Source organism: Xanthobacter agilis, from assembly GCF_021730435.1.
Lineage (GTDB): Bacteria > Pseudomonadota > Alphaproteobacteria > Rhizobiales > Xanthobacteraceae > Xanthobacter > Xanthobacter agilis.
In genome coordinates, this window is sequence record NZ_JABWGX010000001.1 from 73,524 (window position 1) to 89,344 (window position 15,821).

Consider the following 15,821-nt stretch of genomic DNA (forward strand, 5'->3'; position numbering starts at 1 on the left):
CTGACCTTCGCTGCGCGCGGTGGCTGTCTGGCCAGCGATCGGGTCGGAGGGATGATCCCGTTTCCCATCGATCAGAGGGATAAGGGTCAATCCCGGTTCGCGCGACCCGCACATGACATCAGGTCCGCTCATCGCGCTTCGATGGGCGTGTCCAGAGCAGGTTCCAAGTCGCGTTGTCGATTTCCGACTGGAACAGGTGAGCGCGGATCGGCTGGGTGAAGGACGGATCGTCTATGGCGAGCGAAAGGTAATCTCCAGCTCTCTCGCCGGTGCGCTTCCAACCAGCCCCGGTTTCGATATCGTCGGTGGTGAAGACGCGATAGTGCGGCGCATTCTCGGCGTCCGTATTTTCAGCCGACCTGATGGCCAGCTCGGCGTCAAGCGTCAGCGTCCGGATACGGCCGGTGAAGCCGTCCTTCGTCTTCTTGAAAGTCCCAATCTGCGGCATGGCACACTCCTTCTGGGGTCGGACACGAGCCGCCTATGGCTCGTCGGGAACCGACTCTGAAGCCGGATCAATGTCGTCGTCGTTGGTCCAGATCGGAACCGCGCGACCGACGATGGAAGAGAGGGGAAGCGGGCCAAAATACCGACTGTCGAATGAGTCCGGCGCATCCCAGTTCATGAGGAAAGCGGCGCCGCTCGGGACGATGCGGCAGCCCTGCCAGACAGGCAGTGGTCGGCCACGACTGTCACGCTCACGAGCCGCCCCATAGCGCCAGCCGTAAGCGATAATGTCGAAACCCTCACGGCAGACGGTCTGGCCTGCGAGCGCGAGCACGCGCTTCAAGAGCGGCACGCCGCGCGGAAGATAGCCGCGGGCATCGAGAAAACCGGCGAGCGGTTCCGGCGGCATGACAATGGCGAGGTCCGTGACCGCGATCCGGTCTGCCGGTTCGACGCGATAGAGGCCGACCGGCACACTTGCCGACGCGTTCCAGATGAAGCGCGGCGCGTGCCCCGACCAGACGGGTGCTGCGATCAGCAGCACACCGCTGGCCGTCATCATCAGGAAGAGGCTACGTCCCATCATGACAGCAGCTCCCGGCGACGGAGCCAAGCGTCATGCTGTTCTAACGAATAGGTGCGCGGTGTCTCATGCACCCAGAGCCTGTTGTGGACCTGCTGCCAATATTCCGGCGCGGCGTCAGAGGGAGCCACGCCGAGGGCTTCGACGGTGTCGACCGCCTTCAAGGCACGCTCGACCTGACCCCATCCGGCGACGAAGAGCAGTATTTTCGCGCCGGGACGCACATAAGGCCACATGCAGCACGTTTCACCCGGCGCAACCGCGCGCATGATGGCGAGATGGGAGAGGGTCGTGCCATAAGCGTTCGCCTCCCAGCGCAATAGCGCGAATGTGCTGCCCGGAGTGAACATCGCGAGGCGTCTGCGACGATCGATCTGGCGCTCGCACACCGGCTTGCCGAAGCGCAGCCGGACATTGATGCGGTCGCGGTCGAAGACGGCCAGGACGCTCGTGTAGCGGCGCGTGGTCATGCGTCTGCTCCGCCTTCGGGAAAGCGCGTTTCGAGCAGCGCGCGGATCATCTCGGCGACGGTGACGCCTTGCCTGAAGGCGGCGACCTTGACGCGGCCGCGCAGCTCCGGCGTCACGTCGATGGTAAGGCGCGCGGTGAAGATCTCGGCTTTCGCTGCCGAAGCCGGCGGCGTTGCCTGAACGGCCATCTCGACGCCGTTGCCCTGCTGTACCCAGGCATCGACTGTGGGTGCGGCTGGCTTCGCGCCGAAGGTGACGCGCTTGCCGCTCATGAGTCGCCTCCCATGATCTCGGCAGCGAGCGCGGTGATCTCCTGCGCGGCCGCGCCGGCGGGCTCCAGTTCGCGGGCCAGGCGGCCAGTGGCGACGCTCTCGGCGAAGACGACGCGCTGGCCAATATCGGCGGTGAGCGCGGGCGAGCCCTCGGGCAAGGCCGAGCGCACGTCGCGGCCGATGATGGTGCGAACGACGCGGCGGTTGACGACGAAGGCGGCGCGGAGCTGCGGCTTGAATAATCGCGCCTCGCCGATCAGCGCTACGATCTCGGCACTGGCCCAGACGTCATAGGGCGACGGCTGGACCGGGATCAGCACCAGGTCGGCGGCGAGGATCGAGGAACGCGCCAGCGCGGTCACACGCGGCGGCCCGTCGATGACGACGTGATCAGCGCCGCGGGCGATGTCAGGAACTTCCGCATGTAGCGTCTCGCGAGGCAGCCCGAGAACGCCGAACAGGCGCGGCAGGCCGCTTTCCGCGCGCCGCTGCGACCAGTCAAGCGCCGAGCCTTGCGGATCGGCATCGACAACGGCGACACGCGCCCCAGCGGCCGCCAGCTCACCGGCGAGATGGGTGGCGAGCGTGGTCTTGCCGACGCCGCCCTTCTGGTTGAGGAGCGCCACGATCATGACGCGCCCTCCAGGCTGGCATGGGCGCCATGTCCGGGTATCAGTCGCCCTTGGGGGCGTGCTAGCGCTATAGGCTGCGCGACGATCGTACGGGATTGCTCATAGGCGTACTTATTCGTATAATTTAAGACGTAATCATCTTTTGTCAGTTTAAATTTGTCGTACTTATCAACAACGTCGCCAGATAAATAAAGAAAGTTAGATTCCATATTAGAGAGGTTAAGGGATTGATTTTGCCAATCGTCACAGTTGCTTAACGCGCATTTGCGCCTTTGATAGCACGAGTGTCGTGCCTCCGATAGCACGAGTCCGAATGCCTTCGATAGCACGAGACTATTCACAGCCTTTCCACAGCCTCCCTTGAACGAGCGGACAGAAGCGGTGTGGCCCGCGCGAAGACGAGCAGTTCACGGCCGTTGTCGAGCCGGTCGATGCGCAGCCGATAGCCAGGCAAGGGCTGGCGGCGCACGATGTCGCGCAAATCGCAGGCGAAGTTCGAGAAGCGTGAGAGGCTGCCGGACTTGGCGTGGAGATGATGAAAATCGAAGCTCCAACCGCCGGGCTGGTGTCCGCCATGCTTGCGCACCAGGCGGTAGAGCCAGCGTTCGATGCCGCCGAGCAGATCGAAGTAATTCCGGTCGATGGTCAGGATCAGGGCGTTGTTGAGAATGCCTTCGTAGAACCAGTCCGGCACGATCAGCTCGATGCCGAGCGGTCGGCCTTTGGCGTCGAGCCTCTCCTTCCATTCGTTGATCCAGGAAAAGCGATGTCGGCGCCGCTCGGAGGGCTGGCGGATCGACGTGGCGACGGTAGTGGCTTGCAAACGGTCGAGCGCGGCCTTGAGGCGCTGATAGTCGCGGACGGACGTGCCGCGGCCGATGAAGGTCAGGATTTCATAGGGGGTCGTCGCCATCAGCCGCGAGGTGCGCAGGCCGAGGTCGCGGGCGTCGATGATCTGCGAGGCGGCCCAGATCAGGATGTCGGCGTCCCAGATGGTGGCCAAGCCGAACTCGGCCGGGGCCTCGACGTGGATGCGGACGTCGCCGGCCTCAAATTTGATCGGCTGGACGCGCTTCGACTTGGCGAGGGAGAAGAAGGGATAGGCCATGAGATCCTGCGAGTCGCGGGTCGCCATGTCGCCGGGGCGCGATCGGAACAGTTCGAGCTGGTCACGCTCGGATATGCGTCTGCGCGCCGGCATGCGTTGCCGTCAGCGGGCTTGGGCGTAGCGGGGATCGGAGGTGGTGCTGCAGGCGCGCGCCTCGATCCAGGTTTCGAGGTCGTCGATCGCATAGACGACGCGGGAGCCGAGCTTGCGGAACTTTGGTCCGCCGCCAATGACGCGCTTCTTGTTCAGCGTGTGCGGCGAGAGCTTGAGATAGGCGGCCGCTTCCTCATTGGTGAGGTAGCGGCTGGCCGGTTTGGATTCGGGACGATCCATGAAGCTGCCTCCGTCTCAGGCTGGCCGAGCGAAGCCCGGTCCAGCGGTTGGGAGGCAGCTTGGGGAAAGCCTGTCCTGCCGCGTATGGAGAATCCTGGCCGGTCGGCTTTCTCCCTCACGGGGCGGCGGCGGGCATGGGATACTCGCCGGCCCGACGCGCGGTCGCGCCCCAGAGGAAACGGCGATAGCCGCCGTTCATGAGCGCGCGGCCACGGTGGACGAGATAGCGGACCCTGGCGCGCAGTTCGCTGTCACCATGCCATTTCTCCTTCACGATGCGTGCGCCGAAGATCGCGATGGCGATTTCGCGCTCGCTAGCTCCGGCGAGATGACCGTCGAGGGCCTGCAAGGACTGCATGGTGATGATCGGCTCGGCCGAGCCGCGCTGGCCGGCAAGTCCGGCTTGACGGGTGGCGATCACGGCCAGCAGCTCTTTGGCTTCGCGCAAACGGGCATCGGCCCGGTCGTCCGGTGCGATCGCAAAGGTGAAAGGCATGGTGGCGTCGAGCGCGCCGGCGATATGGACATGCCAGGAGCGGCCGCGCCGGGTGAGCTTCAGCGCGAGACGGCCGCCGTCATGGCCGATCGCCTTGCGGCCGGGAAAGGTCCAGAGGTCGAAGACCGGTGCGACAGCCTCCGGGTCTTCGTCCGGCACGATCGGCAGGGCAATGTCTGGATCAGGACGCCAGAACGGCAGCGCATCGCGCGCGTCGTGTTTGGGGTTCTCGAAGAAATCGTAACCCCCAATTCTGCGCATGTGCGCTCAACGATGGACGTCGCTTCGTGCCAAAGCGGCGCCAGTCGTTCCGATAGCCGGGATTGCGCCGCAGGTGCTCCCAGGCGACAGCCGGACGGTCGAGAAAGAGGATGTAGAGATAGGCCGCGTTGGCCATCCAGTCTTGCGTGTGGGGCATGTTTCCTCCGTGTGTTTCGGAAAGCTTCTGTTCTCAAGAGCACGCACCGTGTCCCCCAAAATGAGGCGGCTAAAGTTAAGGTGTCGTGCATCGTCGGGAGAGGACGATTGCAGACGGCAATTGTTCGGATAGTTGAGGCCGTTCCAATTATGACTTGCGAGCCGGGCGGAGCCCGGCGAGCCGCGGCCGTGCTGTCGAGGCGCGGCCGCGCCGCCGACCCGGATTTACGGATCGGCGGAAAATTCCGGATACGGAAAGCCGCACGGTCGATGGACCGACCGCGCGGCATCTGTGGTTATGCGGCTTTCTCCAGTAGGGTCTTTGCTTTCGCTTCCAGTTCAAGGCGGCTGTCCTGATGCGCCTTCGCGCGGGCATGCGCCGTCATGCCCTGCACGAAATCGAAGATGCTTTCGGGCGGGCGGCCTTCCTCCTGCAAGACCGTCTCGATGATCTTGCCGGTCTCGGCCTTGCTGAAACCGCGCTTGCGCAGGAAGCTCTCGCGGTCCTCGTCCGTACGGGCGACGATCTTCTCCCGGGCCGCCTTGATCCCGGCGACGAATGGCGCGGGCGAGGAATTAGCGAAGCTCGTCAGCGCCGGGGCCGCTTCATGGGCGAAGCGCTGCGCGGCAAACTTGCTGTGCCGGATGCTGATTTCCTCGAAACCTTCCACGCCCCAAAGGTTGCGGTTCATGCACACGGCGCGGAGATAGAAGCTCGCAATGCCGAGGGTCTTCGATCCGACTTCGCTGTTCCAGCAGTAGAAGCCCCGGAAATACAAATCCGGCTCGCCGTTCGGCAGGCGCCCCGCCTCGATGGGGTGGGTGTCGTCCACGAGGAACAGGAACACGTCGCGGTCGCTGGCATAGAGGGTGGTCGTGTCCTTCGTGATGTCCACGAAGGGATTGTGCGTCATGGTCGTCCAGTCCAGCACGCCGGGCACCTTCCACATGGTGTCGCCGGTGCCGTTGCCGGCGATCTTCATGACGGCGGCGACAAGCTCATGGTCCCAGATACGGCCATAGTCCGGGCCGGTCACGGCGCGAAGCTCAACCCGTCCGTCTTCGGTTTCCAGCGTCTTCACAAGCTCGGCGCGGTGCGACAGCAAACCATGCTGCAGGTTGATGCCGGCGAGCGGTGCGGGAAGCTGACGCATATAAGTCGAGGGCGCACCCACTAGGCTGCACAACTGCCCGAAGCTCCAATGCGTCGGGGCGATGGGCTCCTCCTGTCCGGGAACGATCAGCGAAAGCCGCTCCGCATCCTCCCGGCTTGCCTCCACGCGTACGGCGCGGCTCTCCACGGTGCGGGCCTTGGCGCGATCCGCGCGGGCCTTCACGGCATCGTAAAGCTCGGTGAGCGACAGGAAACGCTCGTCGTCGGGCCGCGAGAACCATTCCGACGACACGCGGCCGATCCGCTCGCCGCGTGAAATGTCCACGCGGAAGCCGCTTTCAACGGGCTGGCCATTCTGGCTGGTGCTGATGATGTTCATGGTCGTTGCTCCTTTTCCCGTAAATGCCGAAGGCATGTCCCCCGACATGCCTTCCGGGGGCGCGAGAGCGCGCGGGAATGGAGGGGGCACATGCCGGCGCGCGGAGCCGGACTGCCAGGCCGAGCGAGGTGGGGCCGATGATGGGAAGGATGACCGTCATGACCACCTTGCGAGGCGGCGGCCCTGCTCTGCAACAGGCGGCATTTGCGGGGAGCAAGGGGAAAGTCCCCCTTGGCTCCCCCGAGGATCGGCAAGGCTCCGGCTGCGGCCGATCAGGACAAAGGGAGCGCAGCTCGCCATACTCGATGCTGGCTGTGGGAGACTTCGTCAGCCCCGGTCGATGGCCGTCCGCCTCTCGCAATCGTCGCGGAGACGGGCTATATAGTTCGAAATTCAATATCGAAATCGGACCTGATTTTGATGCCGTTATTCGAGGACGAGGCCATGCAGCGCGTGGAAGCCGAAATCGCCGTCAGCGTCTCCGACCTGAAGAAGAACCCAACCGCCATCGTCGATGGCGCGCGGGGCAGCGCGGTCGCGATCCTGAACCACAACCGGGTCATGGCCTATATGGTACCGGCCGATACCTATGAGGCGATGATGGACGCGCTCGACGATCAGGCGCTCGTCGAAATCGCCAAGGCGCGCGCGAGCGAGAAGGGTGTGCCGGTCAGCCTCGATGACTTATAGGCTGGAGTTCCTGCCTTCCGCACGCAAGGAATGGGACAAGCTCGGCGCGACGCTGCGCGAACAGTTCAAGAAGAAGCTAGCGGAGCGCGTGAGCCAACCGCATGTGCAGGCCGACACGCTGCGCGGCATGCCGGATCACTACAAGATCAAGCTGCGCTCGGCCGGTTATCGGCTGGTCTATCGCGTCGAGGATGAAAGGGTCACGGTGGTCGTCGTCGCTGTGGGGAAGCGCGAGCGTTCCGAGGTGTATGAGGCGGCAAAGAAGCGCCGTTAGGACGCTTCACAGCCGATCAGGGCAAAGGGAGCACGGCTCGCCGTATCTCCTTCGGGCGGCGGCGGACATGAACATGGCGAAGCCCCGCTTTGGCGGGGCTCCCCCTGTGGTGGCTGGTGTCACTCGGCGGCGCGGCGGGACCAGATGAGTGCGAACTCACCCTCGGTCTCCGTCTCGACCAGGCTCGCATAGATCGGAGCCGGGAATGACGGATCGTCCAGCTTGACGGAGTGGTAGTCGCGGCCCTCGCGCGAGGTCTTCTTCCACGCCGCTCCGAACTCGGTGGCACCGGAGAAGATGCGGAAGTCCGGCCCCTTCTCGTTATCGCCTTCGGCGGGGACGAATTCGACCGCCTTGACGTTGAGGCTCAGGGTCTTGACCGCGCCCTTGAAGCCCTTGGCGGTGGCAGTGAAAGTGCCGATGGTGGCCATTGCGGTGGTTCCTTCTGCTGACCGGGCCGCGCCCATCGCGGCCTCGATGGGGGTCGGCAGACCGGGGACGATCGGCCCGCAACATCCGGCGAGGACTTTTTCGCTTCGCGGTGCAAAGCCGGCCTTGGCCGGCGGCGGGAAAAAGCCGCAGGCGGCGTGTTGCGGGTTCAAGATCGAGGTGACGCCAGCGTCGCCGGTCTTCGGTCAGACCCCTGCCTATCGAGGACGAGATGGACGTGGCTTGAGACAGGCGGACAGGAGGAACCGCCTGATAGCTGCAATCGGAACGACGCTTTCACTGCCACCGCCAAGGGCTTCTCTGAGAGGGCCGGACAGGCCCTCAGCCTCACCGGCGAGGCGAAGTGATCGGTTCACCCTGACGGTCGGCCGGCGACAATGAGAGCGGGCTGAACCCTCTCCACGCCTTGCCTGCCACCGAGTTCGGGGCGGCGTGCAAGAAACGACATTGCTCCCACCTGGGGCCGTGGCTGCCTCGCCTCCTCAAGCCCCCGGACGATGCGGGCTTTCCCGATCCGTTCGATGCAATGCGGGCACGGTCGAGATCGACATTTGGGGGTAGGATCGTCCTCATTCCCTTACGTCATCACGATTTGCCGAGTGACGCCGGTCATCACAAGGGAAGCCCCGCGAAAGCGGAGGATTTCATCGTGGGAATGCCCACCGCCGCTGTCCCGCGCGTCAGGGATCGTTACCGGAGGCGAAGACCCTTAAGGGGCTTCGGAAGCCACCGCAGGAGGCGCGTAGAGCCCGGCCCGAAGGGCGACGCCTAGCATCTCAGAAATATAGGAGGTGAGAATGTGTTAGCGTTGTGAAAATTGCACTGATGTTCGATCGTCACGTCTTTCGCTTCGCTTTGCGCTTCGTCGCAATTGCAGATACTTCGCGGATGACGTCATGGGGATCGAAGCCGATCGTTTCGGCCAGCTCAAGGAACTCGATGACATCGATGCGACGGCCGCCGGATTCGATGGCGGCAACGACGGACTGGTATCGGCCGAGCGCTTCGGCCAGATCGGACTGGCTCATGCCGGCTTCCCGGCGCTTGTCGACGATGATCTGAACCAGACGCATATGCCTTGGCGAGCGAAGCGTTTTTTGCATATGCCCTGCCGGTCATTGACGAAACCGGCAGATCAATTAAACCGAAATACAGATAACCAGAAAATCTGGTTAGCCTTGGCACGACGGATTCCGGCATGGATTCTCGATTGTTGGCGGACCGACATCCAGCGCTAGGCCAGCTTTATCGCGTCTGGCTTGCGCGCGGTGAAGGCGTGGCCATGCCGCCCGCTGGGAATATCACCGAGCGTCTGGCCGATCTGGATGATGTGATCGTCGTGATCCGGCGCCCGGCCGAATCGGATGAGACGCTGAGGATCGAGCGCAGCGGCAAGGATGTCGACCGGCTCTATGGAGTTGCTTTGGCCGGTGAGCCGGTCGGCCGGCTCACGCCGTCGAGCGCGGATGCGGACAATGAGGCGGCCATCGTTCTCGCATCCGGGCGCACGCTGATGATGGAAGACCAGGTGCAGCTTCCGGGTGGGTCTGCGCGCATCGTCCGGCTCTATCTGCCGTTTGCCGACGAGGCCGGCGCTGTGGCGGGCGTTGTGGTCGGCATCGTCAAGGCCGCCTGAAATCCGCAAAAGCGGATTTCAGGGAACGGAGCGATCATCATTGCGACCGCTGCTCGATATAGCTTCTCATGGTCATGGTTCCTGCTCTCGCGCAGTCGAGGTCTCCGGCCGCGCCGTACCGGCGCGGCCGGAAAATTCTCGATGCTGTCGAGAGACCGGCCGGAACCGCCGAAGCGGCTCCGGCCGTGGGGCTCATTCAGCGGCGTGGTTGAAGGCTGCGCCGTCCTCGACCGTGCCGGTATCGTCGCGACTGGCTGCGGCCGGCGCATTTAGGACCACTCCGGCGTCAGCCTCCGGGGCATCCAGCCATGCGGGCCGTTCGGTGCGCAGGAATGTGGGGAGCCATCCGGTGGCGGCGACAAGCTGCTCGGCGGCTTCCGCCATGGGTTGTTTTTTCATGCCGGCGATCCGGTCGGCGGCCTCGTCGCTGACGGCCTCCCGCACGGCGGCGACAATGTGCGCCTTGGTCACGCGACTGAGGTAGGTCCGTGCCGTGGGCGTCCAGTGCGCCGTCATGTCGAGTGCAAGCGCGGTCGCTAGCCGGTCCGCCGTCTCATGGACGCGGGGCTTGCGGTCCCAGGGCAGCCTCACCGCATTGACGGTGAGTGAAGCGCAATGGGCGAACAGCGCCAGCACGCTCGCCTGATCCAGCGCGGCGATGAAGCCCCACAGGTCAGCCACATCGCCCGGCATATCCGCTGCCCATCCGGCATGACGATCCGCCAGCGCCTTCGCCGGAGCGGTGTCATTGATGCCGTCCGCGTGCCCGGTGAGGGTGCTGCTCGTCGACCGGATTTCGAGGCAGGCGGCTTCCGCGCCGCGATAGAAGGTCTGCGCGGCGAGGGCATGGGTGACGGCGATCAAGGCTATGTCCGGCTGCTCGCCGAGAGCGAGGCGCAGGCCGAGCGTGCGGTGGGCCGTGAGGTCTCGCACGAGAAGGTCGGACAGCGGCTTGCCCGCATCCCCGGCGTCCTCGTCCTCGGGGTCGAGCGCGGAAACGGGATTTCCATCCTTGTCATCCGTGCCGTCCTCGATGATCTCGCCATCCTCGGTGACGCGTATGTTCTCTGCGGCTTTTTCCGGCTCGGGTTTCTCGTCCCCGGCCCGGATGAAGCCGCGCTCGATGCGGGCAGTGCCGTCATGCGACAGCACGACCAACACGCCGCCGCGCGCGATGTCGTCCGGGTCATAGATGTGCTGGAGCGCGTCGATGCGCTCCATGTCCGCTTCAAGTACCCCGAACCGCTCGTCCGCCTCTTGGGGAAGCTCCTCTGCGCCATCCCATTCCTCCGACAGCCGGTTGTATTCCTCCTGCGCGGCGGCATAGGCGGCGGCATCTTCCTCGGAAAGCTCCACCGGCTGCGGATAGGCGCGGCGCAAGCCGTGGGCATGGGGATAGTCGATGTGGACCGAGACCCACTTCCAGCCTTCCGCCTGAACCTCGGCGGCGATCCGCTCCAGCTTCCTGGTGACGAGCCCGTCCAACAGCGCGGCATCCTCGTAGAAGCCCCCACGATCCTCCGTGAACAGGTCGCGGATGATGGTGCCGCCCGCCTCGGTGTACTCCTCCGGGCCGATGAAGATCGCCCGGCGATCCGTCGCCGGAATGTGTGCCTTGGTGAGGTCGCGGCGGATGATCCACGGCTCGCGGTTGTAGGAGAGGTTCGCAAAAACCTGCTCCTGCCGCCCGTGGTCCTCGGTGATGGCGAAGGCCATCAACTGGTCGAGGCTCAAGCCGCCGTCGCGGTACACCTGCAACAGCTTGGGGCTGACCGCGCCGAGCCGCAGGCGCTGGCGCACCACTTGCGCCGTCACGCCGAAGCGGGCGGCGATCTCCTCCGCTCCCCACCCGCGATTTTCCGCAAGCTCGCGGAATGCCTCGAACTGGTCGGCCGGATGCATCGCCTCGCGGGTGACGTTCTCGTCAAGGCTGATCTCGTGCGGGTCATTCGCCGTGTCGATGACGCAGCGCACCGGCTCGGTCTTCCTGATCTCCTTGCGCTTCACGCGGAGAAGCTGGGCAAGCCTGCGGCCTTCGCCCACCGTCACGAAATAGCTGCCGGTGGGCTCTCCCGCCGCATCAAGCTCGGGCTCCACCACAAGGTTTTGCAGCATACCCTTGACGGCGATGCTGGCTGCCAGCGCCTCAATGGTCGCTTCGCTGTGCGGGGTCTCCCGCAACGTCGGGTGGCAGCTTGTCGCCCTTATCGAAGAGTTTGAGCCCTTCGTTCATAAGGTGCTCGATCAGCCGATAGGGCTGAAGTTCCTCAGGAAAGAGGGCCTCCACGACAGCCTTGAGTCCGCCGTCCGCGTCTACGCTGCCGACGTTCCATTTTGTACCGGCGCCTTCAGACGTGCCGCGCTGGACGCCTTGTTCGATGGCGTGAGCCATGGCGAATTTCGCCGCTTCGATCTCCGACCCAAACTGGCCCGCGGCCACGAGGGCGGCCAAGACGCGCTCATTACCGCTGGTGATCCCGATGGTCTTCTTGTCGGTGCTCATGCCACAGGTTCCTTGCGTTGAACGAGTTCGGTGTGGCGGGCGGTCACCCGCTCCAAGCTCCACTCCGCGCGAAGGCGTCCCTTAAGCGCCTCGCGCGCGCGGGCCGGTGGCATTTCCTCTTCGTAGACCAGGAGAACCACTTGGTCGGCCATGTCTGGGAGGGCCTGCACGATCCGAGCCCGGTGTCCGCCGTCAAGTCGCCCGAACGGGGAGTCGATCACGATTGGGCCTCGAAGCGGCGCGTTGTTCTGTAGGGCCGCTACCAGCGAAAGGGCGACCACGTGCTCGGCGCCGGCCGAGCGAACGGGAATGTCCGTGTTGTCCTTGTGAACAATGGTGAGACCGTACCCGTCGTTGATCCGCAGCCCCCCATAGTCCGGCTCTGTGGTCAGCTGGAGGAAATAGCGCGAGGCATCTGCTTCGACACGGCGGCGCAGTTGTTCCCGATAGACACTCACCGCGTCTTTGAAGAGATCCTGGAGGTCCGACGCGAGCGCGCGGCGCCGACGTTCCACGTCGAGCTGGCCACCGGCGAGCTTGTCCAGTTGGCGTTGGAGCTTTTCCCTGAAGGTTTCGTTCTTCAGCAAAGCCGAGCGGCTTTCGGTCAACCCATCTTCCAATATCTGGATTTGTCGGATGACGTCGTCGTAGTCGCGTCGGAGGCCTCGCAGTTCATCCTCCGTGCCGTCGCTGATTTGGCGGTCCAGCTCTTCGACCTCGGCCTTCTTGGCGTAAATATCCCGCTCGATTTCTTCGAACCCGCTCCACAGCAAGACCAGTGCTTCCGGGTTCGCTGTCGCCAGCTGCTCGTCGATGGCGTCAAGCCGGCGTCGGAGGCTGCCGAGTTCGCGTTGCATCACCTGTGGGGCGGCCCTTTCTTCGCTAACGGCTTCCCGGATCTTTGCTTGAGCCGCCGGAGAGACTCCTTGCAGGCAGGTTGGGCATGACGGGTCGTGATCTTCGGCCAGACTGTGGAGGACGTGAGCCCGGGTCAGGGCGATCTGGAGCTCACTCTCGCGCGTTCGTAGTGCTGTGGCAGCGGCCAACAGCCGGGGTTTCAACAGCGCCGACCAAGCGGGTCCCATCGCCTTGCCGATCAGTTCCCGCTGCCTCTCGGCGCGGTTGTCGAGGCCTTTCACCTCATCTTTGAGGCGGTCACGCTTATCGAGCAGCGACGCCAGACGTTCCCGGCGGCGCATGTCATCCTCGATGGCCACCTTTCGGGCGCGCTCAGTCTCGAGGTCCCGTTCCTGGCGGAACAAGTCATTGGTGAGCACGTCCCGTTCCTCCACCAGCGACTGGAGTTGATTGCCAAGCTCACGGGTTTTCTGATCGCCCTGCGCTTCAAGCGCGACGCGGGCGTCGGCCCGGTCCAGTGCTGCCTTCAAGCTGTCGCGCGACGCCGTAAGCACGGGTAAGCCCAATATCCGTTCAATTGAAGCGCTGATCTTCGGCCCGATATCGGTGTCGCCGTGGAGCAGGTCTTCATATTCTTGGAGCAACTCCCCGTCGAAGAGGAAGAAGCGCGCGATCTGCTCTGGAAGGATTCGTTCCAGTTCGACCTTCGCTTGTTGTGGCCCGAGAATATGACCACCCCGCTCAAGGTAGTAGTCGATCTCATAATCATCGTCGGTGGTGGGCACGATGCCGCGCACCTTCGGCCGACACGTCCGGGTGAGCCGATAGTCGGCACCCGCGTAGGTCAATTCCAGACGGACTTCAAAGCCGAAGACGCCATCGGCGCGCGCTTCCCAATTCTCGGTGTCATGCCAGGAGACGTCGCGCCTTTCCACAGGGGGCTGGTGGACACTCTCGACATCGGTGGTCACCAAGTGGTCACCAAACAAAAAACGACAAAACCGCCTCTCGGCGGTTTCGCTATAAGTCATTGTCTTTCTGAAGAATTTTGGAGCGGGCGATGGGATTCGAACCCACGACCCCAACCTTGGCAAGGTTGTGCTCTACCCCTGAGCTACACCCGCATCCATCTCGCCGCGCCTCAGTCAGTCGCGGCGGTGCGTTCGTATGCCAGCACGCGATGCCAAATGCAACACTCTTCGTTCCGGTCGCAGTCAGGGCTGTGGATGTCTCGCCGGCTGAGTATCTGTAAATATATGAAAAATATATTGAAAATACTCCAGCGTAAGGTGCCGCGGCGCGGGGCGGGCGCTTGATGCTCATGTGGACCGCTCGCGATCTGCCGAACGCCCAGCGGTGTCAGCGGCGGGAGCCGCGCAACGCGGCGGCGCGGAGAGCATGGGCGGCTTGCCGTGCTCCGGCCGCACCGCTACAACGGCGCCAACTTTCGCAAACCCCGATGGAGCCGGCGGCTTATGGCCTCCTACCAATATGCCTATCACATGCACGGTCTCACGAAGACCTATCCGGGCGGCAAGAAGGTCCTGGATAATGTGCACCTGTCCTTCTACCCGGATGCCAAGATCGGCGTGCTTGGCGCCAACGGCGCCGGCAAGTCGACTTTGCTGCGGATCATGGCCGGCCTCGACAAGGATTTTTCCGGCGAGGCCCGTCCCGCCGAGGGCGTCCGGGTCGGCTACCTGCCCCAGGAGCCGCCACTCGACCCCAATAAGAACGTGCGCGAGAACGTGATGGATGGCGTGGCCAAGCAGAAGGCCATTCTCGACCGTTACAACGAACTCGCCATGAACTATTCGGAAGAAACCGCGGACGAGATGACCCGCCTGCAGGACGAGATCGAGGCGCAGGGCCTGTGGGATCTCGATTCCAAGGTGGAGCAGGCGATGAACGCCCTCGGCTGTCCGCCGGACGATTGGGAGGTCACCCGCCTCTCAGGCGGTGAGCGGCGCCGCGTGGCCTTGTGCCGCCTGCTGCTGGAGCAGCCGGAACTGCTGCTGCTCGACGAGCCCACCAACCACCTCGACGCGGAGACGGTGAACTGGCTGGAAGGCCACCTGCGCACCTATCCCGGCGCCATCCTGATCGTGACCCATGATCGCTACTTCCTCGACAATGTGACGGGTTGGATCCTGGAGCTCGACCGCGGCCGGGGCATTCCTTATGAGGGCAACTACTCCTCCTGGCTCGGCCAGAAGCAGAAGCGCCTGCAGCAGGAGGGCCGCGAGGACGAGGCCCGCCAGCGCGCGCTGGCCCGCGAGCAGGAGTGGATCGGCGCCTCTCCCAAGGCGCGCCAGGCCAAGAACAAGGCCCGTATCCAGCGCTATGAAGAGCTGGTGCAAAAGGCCTCCGAGCGCATGCCCTCGGCCACGCAGATCGTCATTCCGGTGGCGGAGCGGCTGGGGCAGAACGTCATCGCCTTCGATCACCTCAACAAGGCGTTTGGCGACAAGCTGCTCATCGACGACCTCTCCTTCAAGCTCCCGCCCGGCGGCATCGTGGGTGTCATCGGACCCAACGGCGCGGGCAAGACGACCTTGTTCCGCATGATCACGGGCCAGGACAAGCCGGACGGCGGCACCATCTCCATCGGCGAGAGCGTGAAGCTCGGCTATGTGGATCAGAGCCGCGACGCGCTCGATGACAAGAAGACCGTGTGGGAGGAAGTCTCCGACGGCAACGAGATCATCTACGTCGGCAAGAAGGAAATTCCTTCGCGCGCCTATTGCGCGGCCTTCAACTTCAAGGGTGGAGACCAGCAGAAGAAGGTGGGCATGCTCTCCGGCGGTGAGCGCAACCGGGTGCACCTTGCCAAGGTGCTCCAGCGCGGCGGCAACGTGCTGCTGCTCGACGAGCCCACCAACGACCTTGATGTGGAAACCCTGCGCGCGCTGGAAGAGGCGCTGGAAGATTATGCCGGCTGCGCCGTCATCATCTCGCATGATCGCTTCTTCCTGGATCGGGTGGCCACCCACATGCTGGCCTTCGAGGGCGACAGCCATGTGGAGTGGTTCGAGGGCAATTTCGCCGATTACGAGGAAGACAAGAAGCGCCGCCTAGGGACCGATTCCACGATCCCGAAGCGCATTCAGTACAAGAAGTTCTCACGCTGACGGGCCTTGCCGGCGGATGGACGTGTCC

At 64.0% G+C, this 15,821-nt stretch carries 19 protein-coding genes and 1 tRNA gene; 4 read left to right on the forward strand and 16 right to left on the reverse strand.

The window, feature by feature from the left end:
- Positions 1–118: 118 nt before the first annotated feature.
- The 10 genes from HUW53_RS00355 to HUW53_RS00395 all read right to left on the reverse strand — a co-directional run bounded on the left by HUW53_RS00355 (position 119) and on the right by HUW53_RS00395 (position 6,251).
- On the reverse strand, positions 119–448 hold the full coding sequence (locus HUW53_RS00355) for a DUF736 domain-containing protein (RefSeq protein WP_237343753.1): 330 nt from the start codon (positions 446–448) through the stop codon (positions 119–121).
- Between the two features lie 33 nt (positions 449–481).
- On the reverse strand, positions 482–1,033 hold the full coding sequence (locus HUW53_RS00360) for a S26 family signal peptidase (RefSeq protein ID WP_237343754.1): 552 nt from the start codon (positions 1,031–1,033) through the stop codon (positions 482–484).
- Positions 1,030–1,500, reverse strand: a complete 471-nt coding sequence (locus HUW53_RS00365) for a DUF2840 domain-containing protein (protein ID WP_237343755.1) — start codon at positions 1,498–1,500, stop codon at positions 1,030–1,032. The genes HUW53_RS00360 and HUW53_RS00365 overlap by 4 nt, the downstream gene beginning before the upstream one ends.
- Positions 1,497–1,772: a ribbon-helix-helix protein gene (locus HUW53_RS00370; protein WP_237343756.1), complete on the reverse strand. Its 276-nt coding sequence runs from the start codon at positions 1,770–1,772 to the stop codon at positions 1,497–1,499. The genes HUW53_RS00365 and HUW53_RS00370 overlap by 4 nt, the downstream gene beginning before the upstream one ends.
- The gene (gene parA, locus HUW53_RS00375) at positions 1,769–2,404 is read right to left on the reverse strand and encodes a ParA family partition ATPase (protein WP_237343757.1); all 636 of its coding nucleotides are present in this window, start codon (positions 2,402–2,404) and stop codon (positions 1,769–1,771) included. The genes HUW53_RS00370 and parA overlap by 4 nt, the downstream gene beginning before the upstream one ends.
- Positions 2,405–2,741: 337 nt before the next feature.
- Positions 2,742–3,605, reverse strand: a complete 864-nt coding sequence (locus HUW53_RS00380; RefSeq protein ID WP_237343758.1) for a replication initiator protein A — start codon at positions 3,603–3,605, stop codon at positions 2,742–2,744.
- Positions 3,606–3,614: 9 nt separating this feature from the next.
- Entirely contained in the window at positions 3,615–3,845 is a 231-nt protein-coding gene (locus tag HUW53_RS00385; protein ID WP_110372399.1) for a helix-turn-helix transcriptional regulator, read from the reverse strand.
- 115 nt (positions 3,846–3,960) lie between these two features.
- Positions 3,961–4,602: a DUF2285 domain-containing protein gene (locus tag HUW53_RS00390; protein ID WP_237343759.1), complete on the reverse strand. Its 642-nt coding sequence runs from the start codon at positions 4,600–4,602 to the stop codon at positions 3,961–3,963.
- On the reverse strand, positions 4,523–4,759 hold the full coding sequence (locus tag HUW53_RS22035) for a transcriptional regulator domain-containing protein (protein WP_394086110.1): 237 nt from the start codon (positions 4,757–4,759) through the stop codon (positions 4,523–4,525). The genes HUW53_RS00390 and HUW53_RS22035 overlap by 80 nt, the downstream gene beginning before the upstream one ends.
- A 295-nt stretch (positions 4,760–5,054) precedes the next feature.
- Positions 5,055–6,251: a DUF932 domain-containing protein gene (locus HUW53_RS00395; RefSeq protein ID WP_237343760.1), complete on the reverse strand. Its 1,197-nt coding sequence runs from the start codon at positions 6,249–6,251 to the stop codon at positions 5,055–5,057.
- A gap of 444 nt (positions 6,252–6,695) precedes the next feature.
- Here HUW53_RS00395 and HUW53_RS00400 point away from each other — a divergent pair, with 444 nt between their 5' ends.
- Positions 6,696–6,941, forward strand: coding sequence for a type II toxin-antitoxin system Phd/YefM family antitoxin (locus HUW53_RS00400; protein ID WP_237343761.1), 246 nt, complete (start codon positions 6,696–6,698; stop codon positions 6,939–6,941).
- Entirely contained in the window at positions 6,931–7,215 is a 285-nt protein-coding gene (locus tag HUW53_RS00405) for a type II toxin-antitoxin system RelE family toxin (RefSeq protein WP_237343762.1), read from the forward strand. Before HUW53_RS00400 ends, HUW53_RS00405 begins: the two co-directional genes overlap by 11 nt.
- A 119-nt stretch (positions 7,216–7,334) precedes the next feature.
- On the opposite strand, the gene HUW53_RS00410 is transcribed toward HUW53_RS00405, so the two are convergent.
- Positions 7,335–7,646 (reverse strand): DUF736 domain-containing protein, encoded by a 312-nt coding sequence (locus tag HUW53_RS00410; RefSeq protein WP_183856684.1) that lies wholly within the window; start codon positions 7,644–7,646, stop codon positions 7,335–7,337.
- Between the two features lie 855 nt (positions 7,647–8,501).
- Complete coding sequence (locus HUW53_RS00415; RefSeq protein WP_237343763.1) at positions 8,502–8,768, reverse strand: helix-turn-helix domain-containing protein; 267 nt, start codon at positions 8,766–8,768, stop codon at positions 8,502–8,504.
- A gap of 95 nt (positions 8,769–8,863) precedes the next feature.
- Between HUW53_RS00415 and HUW53_RS00420 the strand changes: the two genes are divergently transcribed.
- Positions 8,864–9,301 carry a hypothetical protein gene (locus tag HUW53_RS00420; protein ID WP_237343764.1) on the forward strand — a complete coding sequence of 146 codons (438 nt, stop codon included), beginning with the start codon at positions 8,864–8,866 and terminating at the stop codon, positions 9,299–9,301.
- 192 nt (positions 9,302–9,493) lie between these two features.
- On the opposite strand, the gene HUW53_RS00425 is transcribed toward HUW53_RS00420, so the two are convergent.
- The 4 genes from HUW53_RS00425 to HUW53_RS00440 form a co-directional block, all read right to left on the reverse strand.
- Positions 9,494–11,416, reverse strand: a complete 1,923-nt coding sequence (locus HUW53_RS00425; protein WP_370877823.1) for a ParB/RepB/Spo0J family partition protein — start codon at positions 11,414–11,416, stop codon at positions 9,494–9,496.
- Between the two features lie 31 nt (positions 11,417–11,447).
- Positions 11,448–11,804, reverse strand: a complete 357-nt coding sequence (locus HUW53_RS00430; RefSeq protein WP_237343765.1) for a hypothetical protein — start codon at positions 11,802–11,804, stop codon at positions 11,448–11,450.
- On the reverse strand, positions 11,801–13,693 hold the full coding sequence (locus HUW53_RS00435) for a hypothetical protein (RefSeq protein ID WP_237343766.1): 1,893 nt from the start codon (positions 13,691–13,693) through the stop codon (positions 11,801–11,803). The genes HUW53_RS00430 and HUW53_RS00435 overlap by 4 nt, the downstream gene beginning before the upstream one ends.
- Before the next feature lie 18 nt (positions 13,694–13,711).
- Positions 13,712–13,786: transfer RNA gene (locus HUW53_RS00440), tRNA-Gly, on the reverse strand.
- Between the two features lie 351 nt (positions 13,787–14,137).
- On the opposite strand from HUW53_RS00440, the gene ettA reads away from it, so the two are divergent.
- Positions 14,138–15,793: an energy-dependent translational throttle protein EttA gene (gene ettA / locus HUW53_RS00445; RefSeq protein ID WP_237343767.1), complete on the forward strand. Its 1,656-nt coding sequence runs from the start codon at positions 14,138–14,140 to the stop codon at positions 15,791–15,793.
- Positions 15,794–15,821 lie beyond the last annotated feature (28 nt).

Excerpts from the sequence above, each read along its gene's own strand:
- HUW53_RS00355 (WP_237343753.1), bottom strand. The coding sequence starts at position 448 with ATGCCGCAGATTGGGACTTTCAAGAAGACGAAGGACGGCTTCACCGGC.
- HUW53_RS00360 (WP_237343754.1), bottom strand. The coding sequence starts at position 1,033 with ATGATGGGACGTAGCCTCTTCCTGATGATGACGGCCAGCGGTGTGCTG.
- HUW53_RS00365 (WP_237343755.1), bottom strand. The coding sequence starts at position 1,500 with ATGACCACGCGCCGCTACACGAGCGTCCTGGCCGTCTTCGACCGCGAC.
- HUW53_RS00370 (WP_237343756.1), bottom strand. The coding sequence starts at position 1,772 with ATGAGCGGCAAGCGCGTCACCTTCGGCGCGAAGCCAGCCGCACCCACA.
- parA (WP_237343757.1), bottom strand. The coding sequence starts at position 2,404 with ATGATCGTGGCGCTCCTCAACCAGAAGGGCGGCGTCGGCAAGACCACG.
- HUW53_RS00380 (WP_237343758.1), bottom strand. The coding sequence starts at position 3,605 with ATGCCGGCGCGCAGACGCATATCCGAGCGTGACCAGCTCGAACTGTTC.
- HUW53_RS00385 (WP_110372399.1), bottom strand. The coding sequence starts at position 3,845 with ATGGATCGTCCCGAATCCAAACCGGCCAGCCGCTACCTCACCAATGAG.
- HUW53_RS00390 (WP_237343759.1), bottom strand. The coding sequence starts at position 4,602 with ATGCGCAGAATTGGGGGTTACGATTTCTTCGAGAACCCCAAACACGAC.
- HUW53_RS22035 (WP_394086110.1), bottom strand. The coding sequence starts at position 4,759 with ATGCCCCACACGCAAGACTGGATGGCCAACGCGGCCTATCTCTACATC.
- HUW53_RS00395 (WP_237343760.1), bottom strand. The coding sequence starts at position 6,251 with ATGAACATCATCAGCACCAGCCAGAATGGCCAGCCCGTTGAAAGCGGC.
- HUW53_RS00400 (WP_237343761.1), top strand. The coding sequence starts at position 6,696 with ATGCAGCGCGTGGAAGCCGAAATCGCCGTCAGCGTCTCCGACCTGAAG.
- HUW53_RS00405 (WP_237343762.1), top strand. The coding sequence starts at position 6,931 with ATGACTTATAGGCTGGAGTTCCTGCCTTCCGCACGCAAGGAATGGGAC.
- HUW53_RS00410 (WP_183856684.1), bottom strand. The coding sequence starts at position 7,646 with ATGGCCACCATCGGCACTTTCACTGCCACCGCCAAGGGCTTCAAGGGC.
- HUW53_RS00415 (WP_237343763.1), bottom strand. The coding sequence starts at position 8,768 with ATGCAAAAAACGCTTCGCTCGCCAAGGCATATGCGTCTGGTTCAGATC.
- HUW53_RS00420 (WP_237343764.1), top strand. The coding sequence starts at position 8,864 with ATGGATTCTCGATTGTTGGCGGACCGACATCCAGCGCTAGGCCAGCTT.
- HUW53_RS00425 (WP_370877823.1), bottom strand. The coding sequence starts at position 11,416 with ATGCTGCAAAACCTTGTGGTGGAGCCCGAGCTTGATGCGGCGGGAGAG.
- HUW53_RS00430 (WP_237343765.1), bottom strand. The coding sequence starts at position 11,804 with ATGAGCACCGACAAGAAGACCATCGGGATCACCAGCGGTAATGAGCGC.
- HUW53_RS00435 (WP_237343766.1), bottom strand. The coding sequence starts at position 13,693 with ATGACTTATAGCGAAACCGCCGAGAGGCGGTTTTGTCGTTTTTTGTTT.
- ettA (WP_237343767.1), top strand. The coding sequence starts at position 14,138 with ATGGCCTCCTACCAATATGCCTATCACATGCACGGTCTCACGAAGACC.